The 18,211-nt window shown below is 58.6% G+C and carries 15 protein-coding genes; 5 read left to right on the forward strand and 10 right to left on the reverse strand.

The window, feature by feature from the left end:
* Nucleotides 1–146 precede the first annotated feature (146 nt).
* On the forward strand, nucleotides 147–410 hold the full coding sequence (locus tag AC3IUF_RS04190) for a hypothetical protein (RefSeq protein WP_489280471.1): 264 nt from the start codon (nucleotides 147–149) through the stop codon (nucleotides 408–410).
* A 209-nt stretch (nucleotides 411–619) separates the two neighbouring features.
* On the opposite strand, the gene AC3IUF_RS04195 is transcribed toward AC3IUF_RS04190, so the two are convergent.
* The 9 genes from AC3IUF_RS04195 to AC3IUF_RS04235 form a co-directional block, all read right to left on the reverse strand.
* Nucleotides 620–1,600 (reverse strand): peptide ABC transporter ATP-binding protein, encoded by a 981-nt coding sequence (locus AC3IUF_RS04195; protein ID WP_007917625.1) that lies wholly within the window; start codon nucleotides 1,598–1,600, stop codon nucleotides 620–622.
* The gene (locus AC3IUF_RS04200; RefSeq protein WP_007917624.1) at nucleotides 1,600–2,568 is read right to left on the reverse strand and encodes an ABC transporter ATP-binding protein; all 969 of its coding nucleotides are present in this window, start codon (nucleotides 2,566–2,568) and stop codon (nucleotides 1,600–1,602) included. Before AC3IUF_RS04200 ends, AC3IUF_RS04195 begins: the two co-directional genes overlap by 1 nt.
* Nucleotides 2,569–2,578: 10 nt before the next feature.
* Entirely contained in the window at nucleotides 2,579–3,505 is a 927-nt protein-coding gene (locus AC3IUF_RS04205) for an ABC transporter permease subunit (protein WP_414893475.1), read from the reverse strand.
* A gap of 11 nt (nucleotides 3,506–3,516) precedes the next feature.
* On the reverse strand, nucleotides 3,517–4,527 hold the full coding sequence (locus tag AC3IUF_RS04210; RefSeq protein WP_007917620.1) for an ABC transporter permease subunit: 1,011 nt from the start codon (nucleotides 4,525–4,527) through the stop codon (nucleotides 3,517–3,519).
* 73 nt (nucleotides 4,528–4,600) lie between these two features.
* Nucleotides 4,601–6,196 carry an ABC transporter substrate-binding protein gene (locus tag AC3IUF_RS04215; protein ID WP_007917618.1) on the reverse strand — a complete coding sequence of 532 codons (1,596 nt, stop codon included), beginning with the start codon at nucleotides 6,194–6,196 and terminating at the stop codon, nucleotides 4,601–4,603.
* A gap of 78 nt (nucleotides 6,197–6,274) precedes the next feature.
* Nucleotides 6,275–7,690, reverse strand: coding sequence for an OprD family porin (locus AC3IUF_RS04220; protein WP_007917616.1), 1,416 nt, complete (start codon nucleotides 7,688–7,690; stop codon nucleotides 6,275–6,277).
* 175 nt (nucleotides 7,691–7,865) lie between these two features.
* Nucleotides 7,866–9,464 carry an ABC transporter substrate-binding protein gene (locus tag AC3IUF_RS04225; RefSeq protein WP_007917614.1) on the reverse strand — a complete coding sequence of 533 codons (1,599 nt, stop codon included), beginning with the start codon at nucleotides 9,462–9,464 and terminating at the stop codon, nucleotides 7,866–7,868.
* A gap of 300 nt (nucleotides 9,465–9,764) precedes the next feature.
* Nucleotides 9,765–11,390 (reverse strand): ABC transporter substrate-binding protein, encoded by a 1,626-nt coding sequence (locus AC3IUF_RS04230; protein ID WP_095114532.1) that lies wholly within the window; start codon nucleotides 11,388–11,390, stop codon nucleotides 9,765–9,767.
* Between the two features lie 260 nt (nucleotides 11,391–11,650).
* Nucleotides 11,651–13,252 carry an ABC transporter substrate-binding protein gene (locus AC3IUF_RS04235; protein WP_095114531.1) on the reverse strand — a complete coding sequence of 534 codons (1,602 nt, stop codon included), beginning with the start codon at nucleotides 13,250–13,252 and terminating at the stop codon, nucleotides 11,651–11,653.
* A 1,089-nt stretch (nucleotides 13,253–14,341) separates the two neighbouring features.
* Here AC3IUF_RS04235 and AC3IUF_RS04240 point away from each other — a divergent pair.
* Together AC3IUF_RS04240 and AC3IUF_RS04245 are read left to right on the forward strand one after the other, a co-directional pair.
* On the forward strand, nucleotides 14,342–14,698 hold the full coding sequence (locus AC3IUF_RS04240; protein ID WP_150650068.1) for a DUF6124 family protein: 357 nt from the start codon (nucleotides 14,342–14,344) through the stop codon (nucleotides 14,696–14,698).
* A gap of 341 nt (nucleotides 14,699–15,039) precedes the next feature.
* Entirely contained in the window at nucleotides 15,040–15,201 is a 162-nt protein-coding gene (locus tag AC3IUF_RS04245; RefSeq protein WP_414894725.1) for a hypothetical protein, read from the forward strand.
* A gap of 121 nt (nucleotides 15,202–15,322) precedes the next feature.
* Here the strand turns inward: AC3IUF_RS04245 and AC3IUF_RS04250 are convergent, their stop codons facing one another.
* Nucleotides 15,323–16,039: an SIMPL domain-containing protein gene (locus AC3IUF_RS04250; RefSeq protein WP_489280475.1), complete on the reverse strand. Its 717-nt coding sequence runs from the start codon at nucleotides 16,037–16,039 to the stop codon at nucleotides 15,323–15,325.
* 317 nt (nucleotides 16,040–16,356) lie between these two features.
* Between AC3IUF_RS04250 and AC3IUF_RS04255 the strand changes: the two genes are divergently transcribed.
* Together AC3IUF_RS04255 and AC3IUF_RS04260 are read left to right on the forward strand one after the other, a co-directional pair.
* Nucleotides 16,357–17,619, forward strand: a complete 1,263-nt coding sequence (locus tag AC3IUF_RS04255) for an ATP-binding protein (RefSeq protein WP_038357512.1) — start codon at nucleotides 16,357–16,359, stop codon at nucleotides 17,617–17,619.
* On the forward strand, nucleotides 17,612–18,172 hold the full coding sequence (locus AC3IUF_RS04260) for a response regulator transcription factor (RefSeq protein ID WP_003221630.1): 561 nt from the start codon (nucleotides 17,612–17,614) through the stop codon (nucleotides 18,170–18,172). Before AC3IUF_RS04255 ends, AC3IUF_RS04260 begins: the two co-directional genes overlap by 8 nt.
* The last annotated feature ends 39 nt before the right edge of the window (nucleotides 18,173–18,211 follow it).

An 18,211-nucleotide genomic window follows, 5' to 3' on the forward strand; every position in this document is an offset into this window, starting at 1 on the left:
GGCATTATTCGAAAGCATTCTGTCTGTCGAGGGCATTTCTGCGCGCTCGTTAGCGTCCTATCTGGTGAACCCGATGGATCGGAACTAGATTTCACACAGCGCCAGTCAGGCACGAATGTCTCACCTGAAAATGGATGGAGTCGGCTATGAAAAGCAGATTGCTACGGGTTTTATTACTGTTGAAAGTGATGGTCATGCTGTCCCTCGGCACCGCGACGGCCTGGGCCGAGTGCGAGGATCATGATTCCCAGGCGTTCAACGGACAGGTGGGGCATAGCGGTTTGATGCTCGCCAAGTCTGAATCCGAGCCGGGCGATCAGGGGCAGGGTGGCAGCGCCGATGACGACGACTCGACCACCGATGAGCCGGACCCTGATGATCCGGACGACGAAGGCGATAGCCAGACATAAATCGCAGGCAAAAGAAAACCCCTTCTGCCTCGACTGATGCGCAATCGAGGTGGAAGGGGTTTGCTCAACACTTTATCCCTGAATAAACATGATCCCTGTAGGAGCTGCGGCACGCTGCGATCTTTTGATTCTGATTCTGACAATCAAAAGATCGCAGCCTCGTTTCACTCGACAGCTCCTACAGGTTTCGTGTCGCTCTCCAGATTTGCTTATGCCGCGCCGTCGAGGAACTGCTCGGCGTAGTGGCAAGCCACCTGCCGGCTGTCGAGCTGGCGCAACGCTGGCTCTTCCGTGCTGCAACGCTCGGTCGCATACGGGCAGCGCTTGTGGAAAGCACAGCCCGGCGGCGGGTTCAGCGGGTTAGGCAGTTCGCCGACGATCTTGATTTTCGGCTTGTTCGGATCCGGGTGAATGGTCGGGGTTGCCGACAGCAACGCCTGGGTATACGGGTGCAGCGGACGCTCGTAGATGTCGTTCTTCGGCCCCAGTTCCACCGGGCGACCGAGGTACATCACCATCACGTCATCGGCCACGTGTTGCACCACCGCGAGGTTGTGCGAGATGAACACGTAAGCGGTGTTGAACTCCTGCTGCAGATCCATGAACAGGTTCAGCACCTGCGCCTGAATCGACACGTCCAGTGCCGAAGTCGGCTCATCCGCCACCAACACTTTCGGTTGCAACATCATCGCCCGGGCCAGGGCGATACGCTGACGCTGACCGCCGGAGAACATGTGCGGATAGCGCTGATAGTGTTCAGGGCGCAAGCCGACCTGCTTCATCATCGCCTGGACTTTCTCGCGACGCTCAGCGGCGGAGAGGTTGGTGTTGATCAGCAGCGGTTCGCCGAGCTGGTCACCGACTTTCTGCCGTGGGTTCAACGAGGCGTATGGGCTTTGGAAGACCATCTGCACGTCTTTGCGCAGTTGCTTGCGCTGGGCTTTGTCGGCGCCGGCGACTTCCTGGCCGGCGATTTTCAAGGATCCGGACGACGGATCTTCAATCAGCGTCAAAGCGCGGGCGAGGGTGGATTTGCCGCAGCCCGACTCGCCTACCACGGCGAGGGTCTTGCCGGCTTCCAGTTCGAACGACACACCGTTGAGTGCGCGCACGGTCGCGTGGCCCTTGAACAGACCACGGGAGACTTCGTAGTGACGGGTCAGGTCGCGGGCGGTAAGTACGACGGCCATTACGCCACCTCCTGGTTCAGCGGGAAGAAGCAGCGCGCGAGGCTGTTGCTTTTCGGATCAAGGCCTGGACGCTGCGTGCGGCAGCTGTCCTGCACGTACGGGCAGCGCGGCGACAGCAGGCAACCCTGCGGACGGTCGTAGCGGCCCGGGACGATACCCGGCAGAGTCGACAGGCGTGAGGCGCCGAGGCTGTGCTCGGGAATCGCCTTGAGCAGCGCTTCGCTGTACGGGTGCGCCGGGATGTCGAACAGTTGCGGCACTTGGCCGACTTCAACGGCTTGACCGGCGTACATCACGCAGACGCGCTGGGCGGTTTCCGCCACGACCGCGAGGTCGTGAGTGATCAGCACCAGGCCCATGTTCTGTTCTTTCTGCAACGCCAGCAGCAGATCCATGATCTGCGCCTGAATCGTCACGTCCAAAGCCGTGGTCGGTTCGTCGGCGATCAGCAGTTTCGGCTCGCCGGCAATCGCCATGGCAATCGCAACACGCTGGCTCATACCGCCGGACAGTTGGTGCGGGTAGGCGTCCATACGGCTCGCGGCGCCCGGGATTTCAACTTTTTCCAGCAGTTCGATCGCACGTTTGCGCGCTTGCTTGCCGGACATTTTCAGGTGCAGGCGCAGCACTTCTTCGATCTGAAAACCGACGGTGTAGCTCGGATTCAGCGCGGTCATCGGGTCCTGAAAGACCATTGACAGGTCTTTGCCGACGATTTGCCGACGCTGACGGTTGCTCAGCTTGAGCATGTCTTTGCCGTCGAAGCTGAGCGAGTCGGCGGTGACGATGCCGGGATGCTCGATCAGGCCCATCAGCGCCATCATGGTCACGGATTTACCCGAACCCGACTCGCCGACGATGGCCAGTACTTCGCCTTTGTCGACTTTCAGGTCGAGGCCGTCGACCACCGGGGTCGCGGTCTTGTCGCCGAAGCGAACGTTGAGATTCTTGATTTCTAGCAGTGACATGGGAATCTCCTCAGGCGGCGTTCTTGAGTTTCGGGTCCAGCGCATCGCGCAGACCGTCGCCCATCAAGTTGATTGCCAGCACGCTGAGCAAAATGGTCAAACCAGGCAGACTGACTACCCACCAGGCGCGTTCGATGTAGTCGCGGGCCGAGGCCAGCATGGTGCCCCACTCAGGGGTTGGCGGTTGTACGCCAAGGCCGAGGAAGCCCAGTGCGGCGGCATCGAGAATCGCCGAGGAGAAGCTCAAAGTTGCCTGAACGATCAGCGGCGCCATGCAGTTCGGCAGCACGGTGATGAACATCAGACGTGGCAGACCGGCACCGGCCAGGCGCGCGGCGGTCACGTAGTCGCGGTTCAGTTCGCCCATCACGGCGGCACGGGTCAGACGCACGTAGGACGGCAGCGAAACCACAGCAATGGCGATCACGGTGTTGATCAGGCCAGGGCCGAGGATGGCGACAATCGCCACAGCCAGCAGCAACGACGGCAGGGCCAGCATGATGTCCATCAGACGCATGATGGTCGGGCCGATCATCTTCGGGAAGAACCCGGCGAACAGACCGAGGAGGATCCCCGGAATCAGCGACATCACCACCGACGACAAGCCGATCAGCAACGACAGGCGCGAACCCTGGATCAGACGCGACAGCAGGTCACGCCCCAGTTCATCGGTGCCGAGCAGGAATTGCATCTGGCCGCCTTCCAGCCATGCCGGCGGCGTCAGCAGGAAGTCACGGTATTGCTCGCTCGGGTTATGCGGCGCGACCCACGGCGCGAACAGCGCGCAGAAAATGATCAGCAGCATGAACAGCAGGCCGGCAACTGCGCCCTTGTTCTTCGAGAAGGCTTGCCAGAATTCTTTGTACGGCGACGGGTACAGCAGGCTTTGATCCGCGTTGGCGGCGGCGGTGGCTACTGAGGATGTTGGAGTGCTCATGGTTATTGACCTCAGCGCTGATGACGGATGCGTGGGTTGGCAAAGCCGTAGAGGATGTCCACTACGAAGTTGACCAGAATCACCAGGCAGGCGATTAACAGGATGCCGTTTTGCACAACCGGGTAGTCCCGGGCGCCGATGGCTTCGATCAGCCATTTACCGATGCCGGGCCAGGAGAAGATGGTTTCGGTCAGGACCGCACCGGCCAGCAGGGTGCCGACTTGCAGACCGACCACGGTGAGTACCGGAATCAGCGCGTTACGCAGGCCGTGGACGAACACCACGCGCGACGGCGACAGGCCCTTGGCCTTGGCGGTGCGGATGTAGTCTTCGCGCAGCACTTCAAGCATCGACGAACGGGTCATCCGCGCGATCACTGCCAGCGGAATGGTGCCGAGCACGATGGCTGGCAGGATCAGGTGATGCAGCGCGTCGAAGAACGCGCCGACGTCATCGGCCAGCAGCGTGTCGATGAGCATGAAACCGGTGCGCGGCTCGATGTCATAGAGCAAATCGATCCGCCCGGAAACCGGGGTCCAGCCCAGGCTCACCGAGAAGAACATGATCAGGATCAGGCCCCACCAGAAGATCGGCATCGAATAGCCCGCGAGGGAGATGCCCATCACCCCGTGGTCGAACAGCGATCCTCGCTTGAGTGCCGCAATCACCCCGGCCAGAAGACCGAGAATGCCGGCGAACAGCAGGGCGGCCATGGACAGTTCCAAAGTCGCCGGAAAGAGAGAGGTGAACTCGGTCCATACGCTTTCACGCGTACGCAGGGATTCGCCGAGGTCGCCTTGAGCCAGTTTGCCGATGTAGTCCAGATACTGGGCATACAGTGGCTTGTTCAGACCTAGGCGTTCCATTGCCTGAGCGTGCATTTCGGGGTCGACCCGACGTTCGCCCATCATCACTTCCACGGGGTCGCCCGGAATCATGCGAATCAACGCGAAAGTCAGCAAGGTGATGCCGAAAAACGTGGGGATCAATAACCCCAGTCGGCGGGCAATAAAACTAAACATCTTGTGTGGTACCTCATCAGCCGGTTAGGCGTGCCCGGTGTCCCTGGGGTCAGGAACACCGGGAGTTTCTTATCTACTTCACCTGGGTGGTGGCGAAGTTATTAGTGGTGAGAGGGCTGATGTGATAGCCCTCTACGTTGTTGCGCATTGCAGTAAACATCCGGGTGTGGGCCATGCTGATCCACGGTTGATCCTGATTAAACAGGACCTGAGCCTGCTCGTAGAGTTTCGCGCGTTCGGCCGGATCTACTTTAGCCCGTGCTTCGTCGAGCAGTGCCTGGAATTTCTCGTTGCACCAGCGCGCGTAGTTTTCGCCGTTCTTGGCAGCTTCGCAACTGAGCATAGGCGTCAGGAAGTTATCCGGGTCGCCGTTGTCGCCCGCCCATCCGGCCGACACCATATCGTGCTCACCGGCCTTGGCGCGTTTGAGCATTTCGCCCCATTCCATCACGCGAATGTCGATCTTGATCCCGACTTTCGCCAGGTCAGCCTGCATCATTTGTGCGCCGAGCATCGGGTTGGGGTTGGTCGGGCCACCGCCGTTACGGGTAAACAGGGTAAACACGGTGCCTTCCGGAACCCCGGCTTCCTTGAGCAGGGCGCGGGCCTTGTCGAGGTCGCGTGGCGGGTTCTTCAGGTCGTGGTTGTAGCCCAGCAGCGTGTCCGGGTACGGGTTGACCGCGACGGTCGCATTGCCCGGGCCAAACAGCGCGTTGACGTAAGCGGCTTTGTCGAAGGCGATATCGATCGCCTTACGCACGCGCACGTCGCTCATGTATTTGTGCTGGGTGTTCATGGCGATGTACGAAACGGTCATCGCGTTCAGTTCATCGACCTTGAGCTTGGCGTCTTTCTTGATGCTCGGGATGTCATCCGGTTTTGGATACAGCGCGATCTGGCATTCGTTGGCCTTGAGCTTCTGCAGGCGCACGTTGTTGTCGGTGGCGATCGCCAGGATCAACGCATCGGCTGGCGGCTTGCCACGGAAATACTCCGGGTTGGCCTTGAAGCGCACCTGCGCATCCTTGGCGTAGCGCTGGAAGATGAACGGGCCGGTGCCGATCGGCTTGTTGTTGAGGTCGCCGGTCTTGTTCGCCTTGAGCAACTGATCGGCGTATTCGGCCGGGTAGATCGAGGAGAACGCCATCGCGAGGTCGGCCAGGAACGGTGCTTCGCGGCGGGTCAGGGTGAATTTGACCGTGTTGTCGTCGACTTTTTCTACGCTTTTGAGCAGTTCCTTGAAGCCCATGCTCTCAAAGTACGGGAAGCCCACGCTCGACAGTTTGTGCCACGGGTGATTCGGGTCCAGTTGACGCTGGAAGCTCCAGACCACGTCGTCGGCGTTCATGTCGCGGGTCGGCTTGAAATATTCGGTGGTGTGAAACTTGACGCCTTTGCGCAGGTGGAACGTGTAGGTCAGGCCGTCTTCGCTGATGTCCCAGGACTCGGCGAGAGCCGGGATCACTTCAGTGGTGCCGGGCTTGAAGTCAGCCAGGCGGTTGAAGATGGTTTCGGCCACAGCGTCCGCCGTGACTGCAGTTGTGTACTGGACCATATCGAAGCCTTCCGGACTGGCTTCGGTGCAGACCACCAAGGGTTTGGCCGAGACGCCAACAGCGACACTCAGCAACGCAGCCGCGATGGCCGCACGTAGGGGAAGCATTTTCATCGATAACCCTCTGCAATCGGTTGAAGACAAAAAACCGAACGGCCGACTCATCATGAGTCAGCCGTCGGTTGGCGTTTTTTACAGGATGTTGAATGGAATCGTGGTCACGAGACGGAACTCGTTGATGCTGCCGTCGGCCTGGTTTTCGCTGGCGCGGTGAGCGGTGTAAGTGCCGCGAATCGTGGTGGCTTTGAGTGGCCCGCTCTGTACGGCATAGGTTGCACCGATGCCGTATTCATAGTGGTGCTCGCCGTCCATCGATTGCACACCGTCGTAGCCGCCACCTTTGTAGTGAGTGCCGTCGATGCCCCAGCCGCGCGCCTGGTAGATGTTGAACTTCAGGCCCGGTACACCGTATTCGGCCATGTTGATGCCGTAGGAAACCTGGAAGGACTTCTCGTTCGGGCCGTTGAAGTCCGAGAGCAGGGAGTTGGCCAGGTAGATACCGTTGGTTTCGTGCAGGTAGTCGAAGTACTCGTTACCGTTCACTTCCTGATAGGAGAAGGTCAGGGTGTGTGCCAGGTGAGTCAGGCCGAACGACAGCGAGTAGGTGTCGTTGTCGATGTCGCCCAGCAGTTTTTTGCCTTCGTCGACAGTCTTGTAGTAGTTCAGGCCGGTGGTCAGGCTGAGGATCGAGCTGTCACCCAGCACGTGGGTGGCGCCGAAGTAGTACTGGTTCCACAGGTCTTCAGCCTGGGTGCCCCACAGGCTGGTGGTCAGGCTGGCGAACGGCTGGTACGAGATACCGGCGGTATTCACGTGGTCAGCTTCGGCGTCGATGTTGCCGTATTCGGAGCGGAACTTGCTGAGGCTCTCTTCGGTACGAGGCGAGACGCGGTCGAACGTTGCCAGGTCGAACGAGAGGTTGTTCAGCTCTTCGCTGTGGATCGCGATACCTTCGAAGCTCGACGGCAGCGGACGGTTGCCGATCACGTCGACCTGCGGGCTGCTGAAGTTCATGCGGCCGGCGGTCAGGGTGGTATTGGAGATACGTGCCTTGATGTTGGCCAGGCCCACTTTGCTCCATTGACCTTGAGCGTCACCGCCTTCTTTGGTCAGCGTACGGTTGTTGCCTGCGCCTGGACGAGTGCCCGGTGCGCCGCCGTTGTTGGAGGCGAGGTTCTCGCGGTCACGCTCAAGAGCGATGGCGTTGTAGGCCGCCACTTCGGTGCTGAAACCGACAGTACCTTCGGTGAAGCCCGAGTTGTACTTGATGATCGTGCCTTGCACCCAGTTGATGCGGCGGTCGGTTTCGGTCGATTGGCCGTTCTTGCGATAGGCGAACTTGCCGCCGCGCTTGAGTTGCTCGTTGGCGTACCAGTTGCGGGTCGAACCGCTGATCGATTGACCTTCGAGGAAGCCGGTGGCCTCGGCCTGGGCGCTCTTCTCGTTGACGGTTACTGGAGTGAACGCCTGGCTTTGGGTTTCTGCGTACGCCGTGGCGGTGACGCTGCTGATGGCCAGAGCCAGTATCGCGGTGCTGCTCAGTTTCATGGGTGAAGCTCCTTTACTTTCTTTTTATGCCGGCTTTTTTTGGTATGCCGGTTATTGGTTTAGAACTCGTTCACACATCGCAAACGTTTGCAAAAAGCCGGATTGGCGAATTTCGGCAAAGCGCTTGCGTGAGGGGCTAGACAGCGCCCCCCAGCGTTGCGGCTAATCATCTGGTTTAATCGATACCGACACCCGAGAACACGTTGCGACCGAACGGGCTGACTTTGAACCCTTCGATCCTCGCGCTTAACGGCTGGTTGACCGTCGAGTGGGCGACAGGCGTGATCGGCACTTGCTGTTTAAGCAATTGCTGGGCCTGTTTATAGAGCACGGTGCGTTGGTCGCGGTCGGTGACGACCTTGGCCTGTTTGATCAGCTTGTCGTAAGCCGGGTCGCACCACATGGAGTAGTTGTTGCCGCCGATGGCATCGCAGCTGTACAGCGTGCCGAGCCAGTTGTCCGGATCCCCGTTGTCACCGGTCCAGCCGATCAGGCTGATGTCGTGCTCGCCATTTTTGGTGCGCTTGATGTACTCGCCCCATTCGTAGCTGACGATCTTCACTTTCAGACCGATCTTGGCCCAGTCCGCCTGGAGCATTTCGGCCATCAGTTTGGCGTTCGGGTTATACGGGCGCTGCACCGGCATCGCCCACAGGGTGATCTCGGTGCCTTCTTTAACGCCGGCAGCCTTGAGCAGCTCTTTGGCTTTTTCCGGGTTGTAGGCGGCGTCTTTGATGCTGTCGTCGTAGGACCACTGGGTCGGCGGCATGGCGTTGACGGCCAGTTGACCGGCGCCCTGATAAACAGCGTTGAGAATTCCTTGTTTATTCACCGCCATGTCCAGCGCCTGGCGCACTTCGAGCTGGTCGAAGGGCTTGTGGCGGACGTTATAGGCGATGTAGCCGAGGTTGAAACCCGGTTTGGAAATCAGTTGCAGTTTCGGGTCGGCCTTCAACGCTTCAACATCGGCAGGGCGCGGATGCAGGGTAATCTGGCATTCGCCAGCCTTGAGCTTCTGCACGCGCACCGAGGCGTCGGTGTTGATCGCGAAGATCAGGTTGTCGAGTTTGACCCGGCTCGGATCCCAGTAATGTTTATTACCGGTGTAACGAATGTTCGAGTCTTTCTGATAACTCTTGAACACGAACGGCCCGGTGCCGATCGGTTTCTGGTTGATGTCGCTTGGCTTGCCTTCGGCCAGCAGTTTGTCGGCGTATTCGGCGGACAGGATGGCGGCGAAGCTCATGGCGATATTCTGAATGAACGCTGCGTCGACGCTGTTGAGCGTGAACTCCACGGTCAGCGGCCCGGTCTTCTCGACCTTGGCGATGTTCTTGTTCAGGCTCATCCCGTTGAAATACGGGAATTCGGTGGGATAAGCCTTACGGAAAGGTTGCTGTGCATCGAGCATGCGATTAAACGTGAACAACACGTCGTCGGCGTTGAAGTCGCGGGTCGGCTTGAAGTACGGCGTTGTATGAAATTTCACACCTTCACGCAGGTGAAAGGTGTACTTGAGACCATCCTCGGAAATATCCCACGTGGTTGCCAGGCCCGGGACGACATTAGTCGCGCCTTTTTCGAACTCGACCAGTCGGTTGTAGATCGGTTCGGCGGCGTCGTTATCGGTGGCCGTCGTGTATTGCGCGGTATCAAAGCCCGCCGGGCTGCCTTCAGAGCAGAACACCAGACTTTTGCTGGCGGCGAAACTGGCGGACGAGGCGGCCAACAGGCCGGCCCCCAGCAATGCGGAATAAATCAAGGTATGGCGCATGACGCTCCCTCTTTTTTAGTGTTGTTCAATGCGCCGTCGTCTCATCCGGAGACGTTTTGGCTGCATCGAGCTCAATCCAGTGCGTACGGCAAACCGGTGGCCCACGCAGACACTGGTCAGTACCCGACGGTAGGGGCCGCGGTTCTGGCAGTAAATGCGTAAATGCCTTAAAGCTCGTAGGAAAAGGCGACGCGTCCTATACCGCTGCGGTAATCCACAGTGGAATTGGCTGTAGGCAATTTCCTAACTTCCCGGCAGGTAAAACAACGACGACGTTATAAACGTCGCCGTTGCAGTGCCTTATTTGCTGACGCTGACGCCGTAGAAGGAATTCAAGCCGAATGGGCTGATCTTGAAATCCTGCACGTTGGCGCGCATGGGTTGGTACACCGTCGAGTGAGCGATAGGTGTCATCGGGACTGCATCTTTGAGGACGTGTTGCGCCTGTTTGTACAGTTCGGTGCGCTTGGCCTGGTCGGTCGTGCGTTTGGCTTCTTTGACGAGGCCGTCGAACTTCTTGTCGCACCACTTGGAGAAGTTGTTGCCGCTGAGCGAGTCGCAACCGAACAGCACGTTCAGCCAGTTGTCCGGATCACCATTGTCACCGCTCCAGCCAATGATCATGGCCTGGTTCTCGCCACCTTTGGAGCGTTTGATGTACTCGCCCCACTCGTAGCTGGTGATCTTCACTTTCAAGCCGATCTTGGCCCAGTCGGACTGGAGCATTTCAGCCATCAGTTTGGCGTTCGGGTTGTACGGACGCTGCACCGGCATCGCCCACAGCACGATCTCGGTACCTTCCTTGACGCCGGCTTCCTTGAGCAGCTGTTTGGCTTTCTCAGGATCGTACTTGGCATCTTTGATGGTGGTGTCGTAAGACCATTGGGTCGGCGGCATGGCGTTGACGGCCAGTTGGCCTGCGCCCTGATAAACCGAATCAATGATTTGCGGCTTGTTCACGGCCATGTCCAGCGCCTGACGAACGCGCAGGTCTGCCAGCGGGTTGGCCTCGTTGCTGCCCTTGACCTTGTCCATCACGTTGTAGGCGATGTAACCCAGGTTGAAACCAGCCTGGTCAGGCATTTTCAGGGTTTTGTCTTCTTTCAGCGCTTTCAGGTCGGCCGGACGCGGGAACAGGGTGACCTGGCACTCGTTCTTTTTCAGCTTCTGAATACGTACCGACGGGTCGGTGGTGATGGCGAAGATCAGGTTGTCGATCTTCACGTCTTCAGGCTTCCAGTAGTCCTTGTTGCCGGTGTAACGGATGTTGGAGTCTTTCTGGTAGCTCTTGAACACGAACGGGCCAGTGCCGATCGGCTTCTGGTTGATGTCGGCAGCCTTACCTTCCTTGAGCAGCTGGGCAGCGTACTCGGCGGACTGTACCGAGGCGAAGCTCATGGCCATGTTCTGGATGAACGCGGCATCTACTTCTTTCAAAGTGAACTTGACGGTGTGATCGTCGACTTTATCGATCTTGGTGATGTTGGTGTCCATCCCCATGTCGGTGAAGTACGGGAATTCGGTCGGGTACGCCTTACGGAACGGGTCATCCTTGTTAATCATGCGATTGAAGGTGAACAGTACGTCGTCGGCGTTGAACTCACGAGTCGGCTTGAAATACGGGGTGGTGTGGAACTTGACGCCTTCACGCAGGTGGAAGGTGTACGTCAGGCCGTCATCGGAAATGTCCCACTTGGTCGCCAGACCAGGAATCACGGCGGTGCCGCCGCGCTCGAACTGGGTCAGACGGTTGAACATGGTTTCGGCTGAGGCGTCGAAGTCGGTTCCGGTGGTGTACTGGCCTGGGTCGAAACCGGCCGGGCTGCCTTCGGAGCAGAACACCAGGTTAGTCGCAGCGGATGCGAAAGGTGCGGAGGCTAACAAGCCTGCGCCGACTAAAAACGGAATGACCGCGTGTTTAAGCATGTTGGCCTCATGATTTGTTGTCATTTTTTAGTTGTGAGGTACGACCTCGTGAGTCGTGCCTGCGGATACTTATGCAGGGGCCATACCCATTGCAAGATCCAGAGTGACTGCCGGCCTCAAAGCGTGGCACGAACGTACCTTAATGTCGCATCTGTATAACTTCTGACGCATTTGACCGTTTGCGGGTGGTTTTTACGGTGCAAATGAAGCCCCAAAACGGTGCGTTGGTCACGTTGTGCGCGCCGCCTTGGGGCTCGGTGTTACTTATTTATACCCACGCCATAGAAGGGGGTTAGACCGAACGGGCTGATCCGGAAGTCAGTAACTTCCTTGCGCAGCGGCTGAAACACCGTGGAGTTGGCAATCGGTGTGATCGGCACTTGCTGTTTAAGGATCAGTTGCGCCTGTTGATACAGTTTTACCCGCTGTGCTTTGTCGGTGGACAACTTGGCCTGTTGCACCAGTTTGTCGTAGGCCGGATCGCACCATTTGGCGTAGTTGCTGCCTTTTACCGCCGCGCAGCTGTAAAGCACGCCAAGCCAGTTGTCCGGGTCACCGTTGTCACCTGTCCAACCATAGATCATCGCGTCGTGTTCGCCATTTTTCGCGCGCTTGATGTACTCGCCCCATTCGTAGCTGACGATGTTGGCCTTGATGCCGATTTTCTCCCAATCCTGCTGGATCATCTGCGCCGACATCCGCGCGTTCGGGTTCGAGGCGCGCTGCACTGTCATCGCCCAGAGGTTGATGGTTGTACCCGGCGCAACCCCTGCTTCTTTCAGTAGCACCCGTGCTTTTGCCGGGTCGTAGGGTGCGTCCTTGATGTTCGGGTCATACGACCATTGCGCCGGCGGCAAGGCGTTTTGCGCCAACTGGCCGGCGCTTTGGTAGACGGCTTTGATGATTGCCGGTTTGTCGATGGCCATGTCCAACGCCTGCCGCACTTTGAGCTGGTCGAGTGGCGCGTGGGTGGTGTTGTAGGCGAGGAAGCCGAGGTTGAAACCGGCCTGTTTGAGCACGCGCAGGTTCGGGTCTTTTTCCATCACTTCGATGTCGGCCGGGCGTGGGTAGCCGCTGACCTGGCATTCGCCGGCCTTGAGTTTTTGCAGGCGCACGGCGGCGTCCGGGGTGATGGAGAAAATCAGGTTATCGATTTTGAGGTCTTCGGGTTTCCAGTAGGCCGTGTTGGCGGCGTAGCGAATTTGTGAGTCCTTCTGGTAGCGCTTGAACACGAATGGGCCGGTGCCGATCGGCTTCTGGTTGAGGTCGGCGGCTTTGCCTTCTTTCAACAGTTGGTTGGCGTATTCGGCTGATTGCACGGAGGCGAAGCTCATGGCGAGGTTTTGCACGAACGCGGCGTCGACGTTGTTGAGGTTGAAGCGCACGGTTTGCTCGTCGAGTTTTTCTACTGATTTGATCGTGGTGTTGAGGCCCATGTCGGTGAAGTAGGGGGATTCGGCGGGGTAGGCCTTGCGGAAGGCGTTTTCCGGGTCGAGCAGGCGCTGGAAGGTGAAGAGGACGTCGTCGGCGTTGAAGTCTCGGGTGGGAGTGAAGTAGTCGGTGGTGTGGAATTTTACGTTTTGGCGCAGGTGGAAGGTGTATTGCAGGCCATCCGGGGAGATATCCCATTTTGTTGCCAGGCCGGGTTCGATGTCGGTGCCGCCGCGTTTGAATTGGGTGAGGCGGTTGAAGACGGTTTCGGCGGAGGCGTCGAAGTCGGTGCCGCTGGTGTATTGGCTGGGGTCGAAGCCGGCGGGGCTGGCTTCGGAGCAGTAGACCAGGGTTGTGGCGGCGTTGGCGATCGGGGCTATGGCGGTTAGTGCGAGGGAGATCAAGAGCGGTTTTAGGGTGGATCTTGGCATGGGGTCCCCGGGGAATCGGCTGTGGTAATCGTGGAAGAGTAGCTGGGGCGGGGGGGGGGCGGAAATATCGTTTTTCCTGTTGAAGCGTCTATCTCGGCATATCTAGCACTTGTGTGTATATCCGTTGCTGCGGTAACGGCTGCTTAGGGTTCCGCCCTTACGGCGGGTCACTTTTGACAAACGCCTCAAAAGTAACCAAAAACGCTTGCTCCTACGTACGGCCCGCTCGCTAGGGCTCGGGGTTCCTTCGCTGCGGGATCGATCCGGGCGCAGCGCCTACGGTTTGCTTCGCTGCACCTCCTCTCGCTGTGTTTGGCTGCGCCAAACGGTCGCTGCGCTCCCTCGCCCGGATCAATCCCTCCACTCAGCCTTCCGACGTCGCCCTACAGATCAAGAGCTGCAGCCGAGCTAACGCTCATCCTGTTGAGTGGTGAAGAGCCAAGCGGTGTTCGGCTGTTGATTTGTGTTGTGGCTACCCCTCACCCCAGCCCTCTCCCGAGGGAGAGGGAGCCGATTTTTGGGCATTTCAAAATCTGAGTTCGACTCGGTATTTCACGTCGGCGTAACTCTCCCAAACAACTCGGTCAGTCCCCTCTCCCTGCGGGCGGTCCGACGTTTCGGGAGGGCTAGGGTGAGGGGCTTTTGATCTGTTTCAGAATCTGAGTTCAACACGGCAATCGCACGTCGGCGTAACTCTCCCAAACACCACGGTCAGTCCCCTCTCCCTCTGGGAGAGGGCTAGGGTGAGGGTTGGCTTTTGGCTGTTTAAATCTGTGTCAGATAACCAGAACCTTCCCACAAGGTTTTCAGGTTGTCCGTCGGACGTGGGCTCTCTAGTCTTTGGGCGTCGCTGAAGACTCGGCGATCGGGAGGTGAGATTCCCGGTTATTGAATTTGGAAACCTGCACAAGCCACCCCATAATCGCCGCCAGCTCATGCTGTCAGCAGTTTTTATGGCGGCTATGTACGGGCGGACTTTGTCCGGCCGGGTTGGTTTCCTTACCGGTAATCTCACTCCGTACATAGTTGCCACCTCATTTCTCGAGTGAGATCGGAAATGAATGGCGTCAGTTAATAAGGAAATTTTCCATGGATAAATTGATACCTGACCCACCCCTCGATACCCCACTCGAAGACGCCATCCGCGCCGACGACCAGATCAAAACCCGCGAAGCCATCAAACGCGCCCTGGATTTCTATCTCAGCCCCGACCCGGTCAAGCCCCGGCAACCCAGCACGATGTTCCTGATCCAGCCAAACATCGACACCGAAAGCCTGCTGGCGCATGCCTGTGAATCACTGGCGTCGGCGAACACGTTAACCGGTAACTTTGCCGATCAACTGGGCCGGCCCGAGCGTAATACGGCGTTGGCGATTCAGCAGATCATTATGCTGGCCGAGTTGGCGGTGAATCGGGCGCTGGATCGGGTTGATCCGCAGACCTGAGACCGCGTTATCGTTCTTCGCGAGCAGGCTCGCTCCCACATTTGGGACGCGTTCCCTTTGTAGGCGCGAGCGTGCTCGCTATGGAGCCGGTTCATTCACCAAAAATCCAGGTACAAGAATGGTGATTATCACCAGTAACGGCCCGGTTTTTTGGTTTCATAAGCAGATGAATGCTTGACTCAATGGCTTATTTCAATTCGATATGAAGCTCACCGCAAACCTGTAATTTATGACAGTAGATAATCTTTCCAATGCGCCTGAGTATTTCTTCAAGCCGAGTACGTTTCGCTACTGCAAGGAGCGACTTAGAGGCTTGAACGAAAACACATAAGGACTTGACCATGAGTTATCCGATTATTACTGACTACAAAGCCTTCAGGATTTACGAATATGAATGGGGCTTCTCCCGCTTTCAAGTTTGTTATAAGGACGGAACCCCTTATTCACAGTTATGCGCTACGAGGGAAGATGCACAGCGCATCGTCGATGAGATTGGGACTTAAACCTCTAGAACAGTAGAAGTCTTGTCTGACCTATCAACGTTGTCGCCTGCTTTGCGGGGGTTGTAGGGTGGAACCGGCGACCATGCTCTGATCGCCGGTTTTTCATTCAGCCCAGATCAAATCACTGCATCAACACTTCAATCGAGCCATCGGCGGTCATGCTGACCTGGCTGGTACCCGCTTCAACTTCTGGCGTCACTGGCGCCGAGTCCATCGCCGCCGCTTTCATCATCATCGGTGCGCGCAGGTACGTTTGTGGATAACCGTTGCTGTTGAGGTTCAGGTTGACGATTTTGTAACCCTTGCCGCCCAGTGCATCGGTGGCCAGTTGCGCGCGGTTTTTGAAGGCGGTCACGGCTTCTTTGAGCAACTGGTCTTCGCTGGCCTTGCGGGTCGGGTCGGCGATGGCGAAGTCCATGCCGCCCATTTTCAGGTCGCCCAGCAGTTCGCCGGTGAGTTTGGACAGGGCGGCGAAGTCGGCGCTTTCCAGGCGCAGTTCGGCGCGTTCACGCCAGCCGGTGATCTTCTGGCCTTTGGTGTCGTAGATCGGGTAACTGTTGCGGCTGCCTTGGCGCAAGGTGATGTCTTTGACTTGCTTGGCCTGGGCCAATGCCTTGTTCATGGTGGTGCTGACGTCGGCGGCGAGTTTCGCCGGGTCGGTGTTTTGCTCTTCGGTGTAGAGGGTGACAATCATCAGGTCGCGGGCCACTTCCGTGCTGACTTCGGCGCGCAGGGAAATCTGGTTGTAGTGCAGCTCATCGGCGGCCAGGGCCGGAAGGCTGGCGACGCTGCCGACGGTCAGGGCGAGAAGGGCGGCGCTGCGGCGGAATGTGTGCATGAAAGCTCCTTGATGAGGGCGCAGGTGATGGTTCGGGGGCCTGCGTGAAACCATCAGACTCTAGCTTTTATGATCCGGTTCGCCCAGTTACAACTTCTATACACATCGGCGGGTCAGCTGTGCAGCCCTTCGCGAGCAGGCTCGCTGCCACCTTTGAAATGCATTCCCCCCTGTGGGAGCGAGCTTGCTCGCGAAGAGGCCCTTATAGCCGCCGAAGATGTCTTCGCCATGTGGTCGTTTGCCGCACTTTCGCCTCTCAAGGCCGTGGCTTGGTTATACTCCGTGCGATCCGCCTGGAGCGCTCATCAGGAGAGCTCATGCTCGCCCCCGTACAATTGACTTCCGCCACTCGCCAGAACCTCTGGCGGCTGACTTTTATTCGCACTCTGGTGCTCGCCGCGCAGGCCGGTTCCGTAGGCCTGGCCTACTGGCTGCAACTGCTGCCGTTGCCGTGGGTGCAACTGGCAATGACCCTTGGCTGCTCGACGCTGCTCTGCGTGTTTACCGCGGTGCGTTTGCGTACCTCGTGGCCAGTGACCGAACTCGAATATGCGCTGCAACTGGCCTGCGATCTGGTGATCCACAGTGCGCTGCTGTACTTCTCCGGCGGTTCGACCAACCCGTTTGTTTCCTATTATCTGGTACCGCTGACCATCGCCGCGGTGACACTGCCGTGGCGCTATTCGGTGATCCTCTCCGGCATCGCGCTGGCGCTGTACACGGTGATGCTGACGCGGTTCTATCCGCTGGAAACCCTGCCGGTGGCCCGCGAGAACCTGCAGATCTACGGTATGTGGCTGAGCTTCGCGCTCGCGGCGGCGGTGATCACCTTCTTCGCGGCACGAATGGCTGAAGAGTTGCGCCGTCAGGAAGAATTGCGTGCGATCCGCCGTGAAGAAGGCCTGCGCGATCAGCAGTTGCTCGCTGTCGCCACCCAGGCCGCCGGCGCCGCCCATGAGCTCGGTACACCGCTGGCGACCATGAGCGTATTGCTCAAGGAAATGCAGCAGGATCACCCCGACCCAATGCTGCAGGACGATCTGAAAGTGCTGCAGGATCAGGTCAAACTCTGCAAGGAGACCTTGCAGCAATTGGTGCGGGCCGCCGAGGCCAACCGGCGTCTGGCCGTCGAGATGCAGGACGTCACCGACTGGCTCGACGAAGCGCTGAACCGCTGGCACCTGATGCGTCCGGAAGCCAGTTACCGCTTCCACCGGCTCGGCCAAGGCACCGTGCCGCGCATGGCGCCGCCGCCGGATCTGACTCAGGCGCTGTTGAATCTGCTCAACAACGCCGCCGACGCCTGCCCGGAAAACCTCAAGGTGACCCTGGACTGGGACGCGGAAACGGTGACCATCAGCATTCGTGACCACGGCGCCGGTGTGCCGCTGGCCATCGCCGAGCAGATCGGCAAACCGTTTTTTACCACCAAGGGCAAAGGTTTCGGCCTGGGCCTGTTTTTGAGCAAGGCCAGCGTGACACGCGCCGGCGGCTCAGTGAAACTCTATAGTCATGAGGAAGGCGGCACGCTCACCGAGCTGCGCCTGCCCCACGGCGCCCGAGGAGACCAACATGAGTGACGAAATCCAAGTCGAAGGCGAAGAACTGCCGCATTTGCTGCTGGTCGACGACGACGCAACCTTCACCCGCGTCATGGCCCGTGCCATGGCTCGCCGTGGCTTTCGCGTCAGCACCGCCGGTTCCGCCGAAGAAGGCCTGACCATCGCCCAGGCCGATCTGCCTGATTACGCTGCGCTCGATCTGAAAATGGACGGCGATTCCGGTCTGGTACTGCTGCCCAAGTTGCTGGAGCTGGACCCGGAAATGCGCGTGGTGATTCTCACCGGATATTCGAGCATTGCCACCGCAGTCGAAGCGATCAAGCGCGGCGCCTGCAACTACCTGTGCAAACCGGCCGACGCCGACGACGTGCTGGCCGCGTTGCTCTCCGAGCATGCTGATCTCGACAGTCTGGTGCCGGAAAACCCGATGTCGGTTGACCGCCTGCAATGGGAACACATCCAGCGTGTGCTCACCGAACACGAAGGCAACATCTCCGCCACTGCCCGTGCCCTGGGCATGCACCGCCGCACCCTGCAGCGCAAACTGCAGAAGCGCCCGGTTCGTCGCTGAACCTGCGCTGAACGACTATCGCCAGCCCTCGCGATAAAA

Source organism: Pseudomonas sp. KH_040 (assembly GCF_057839305.1).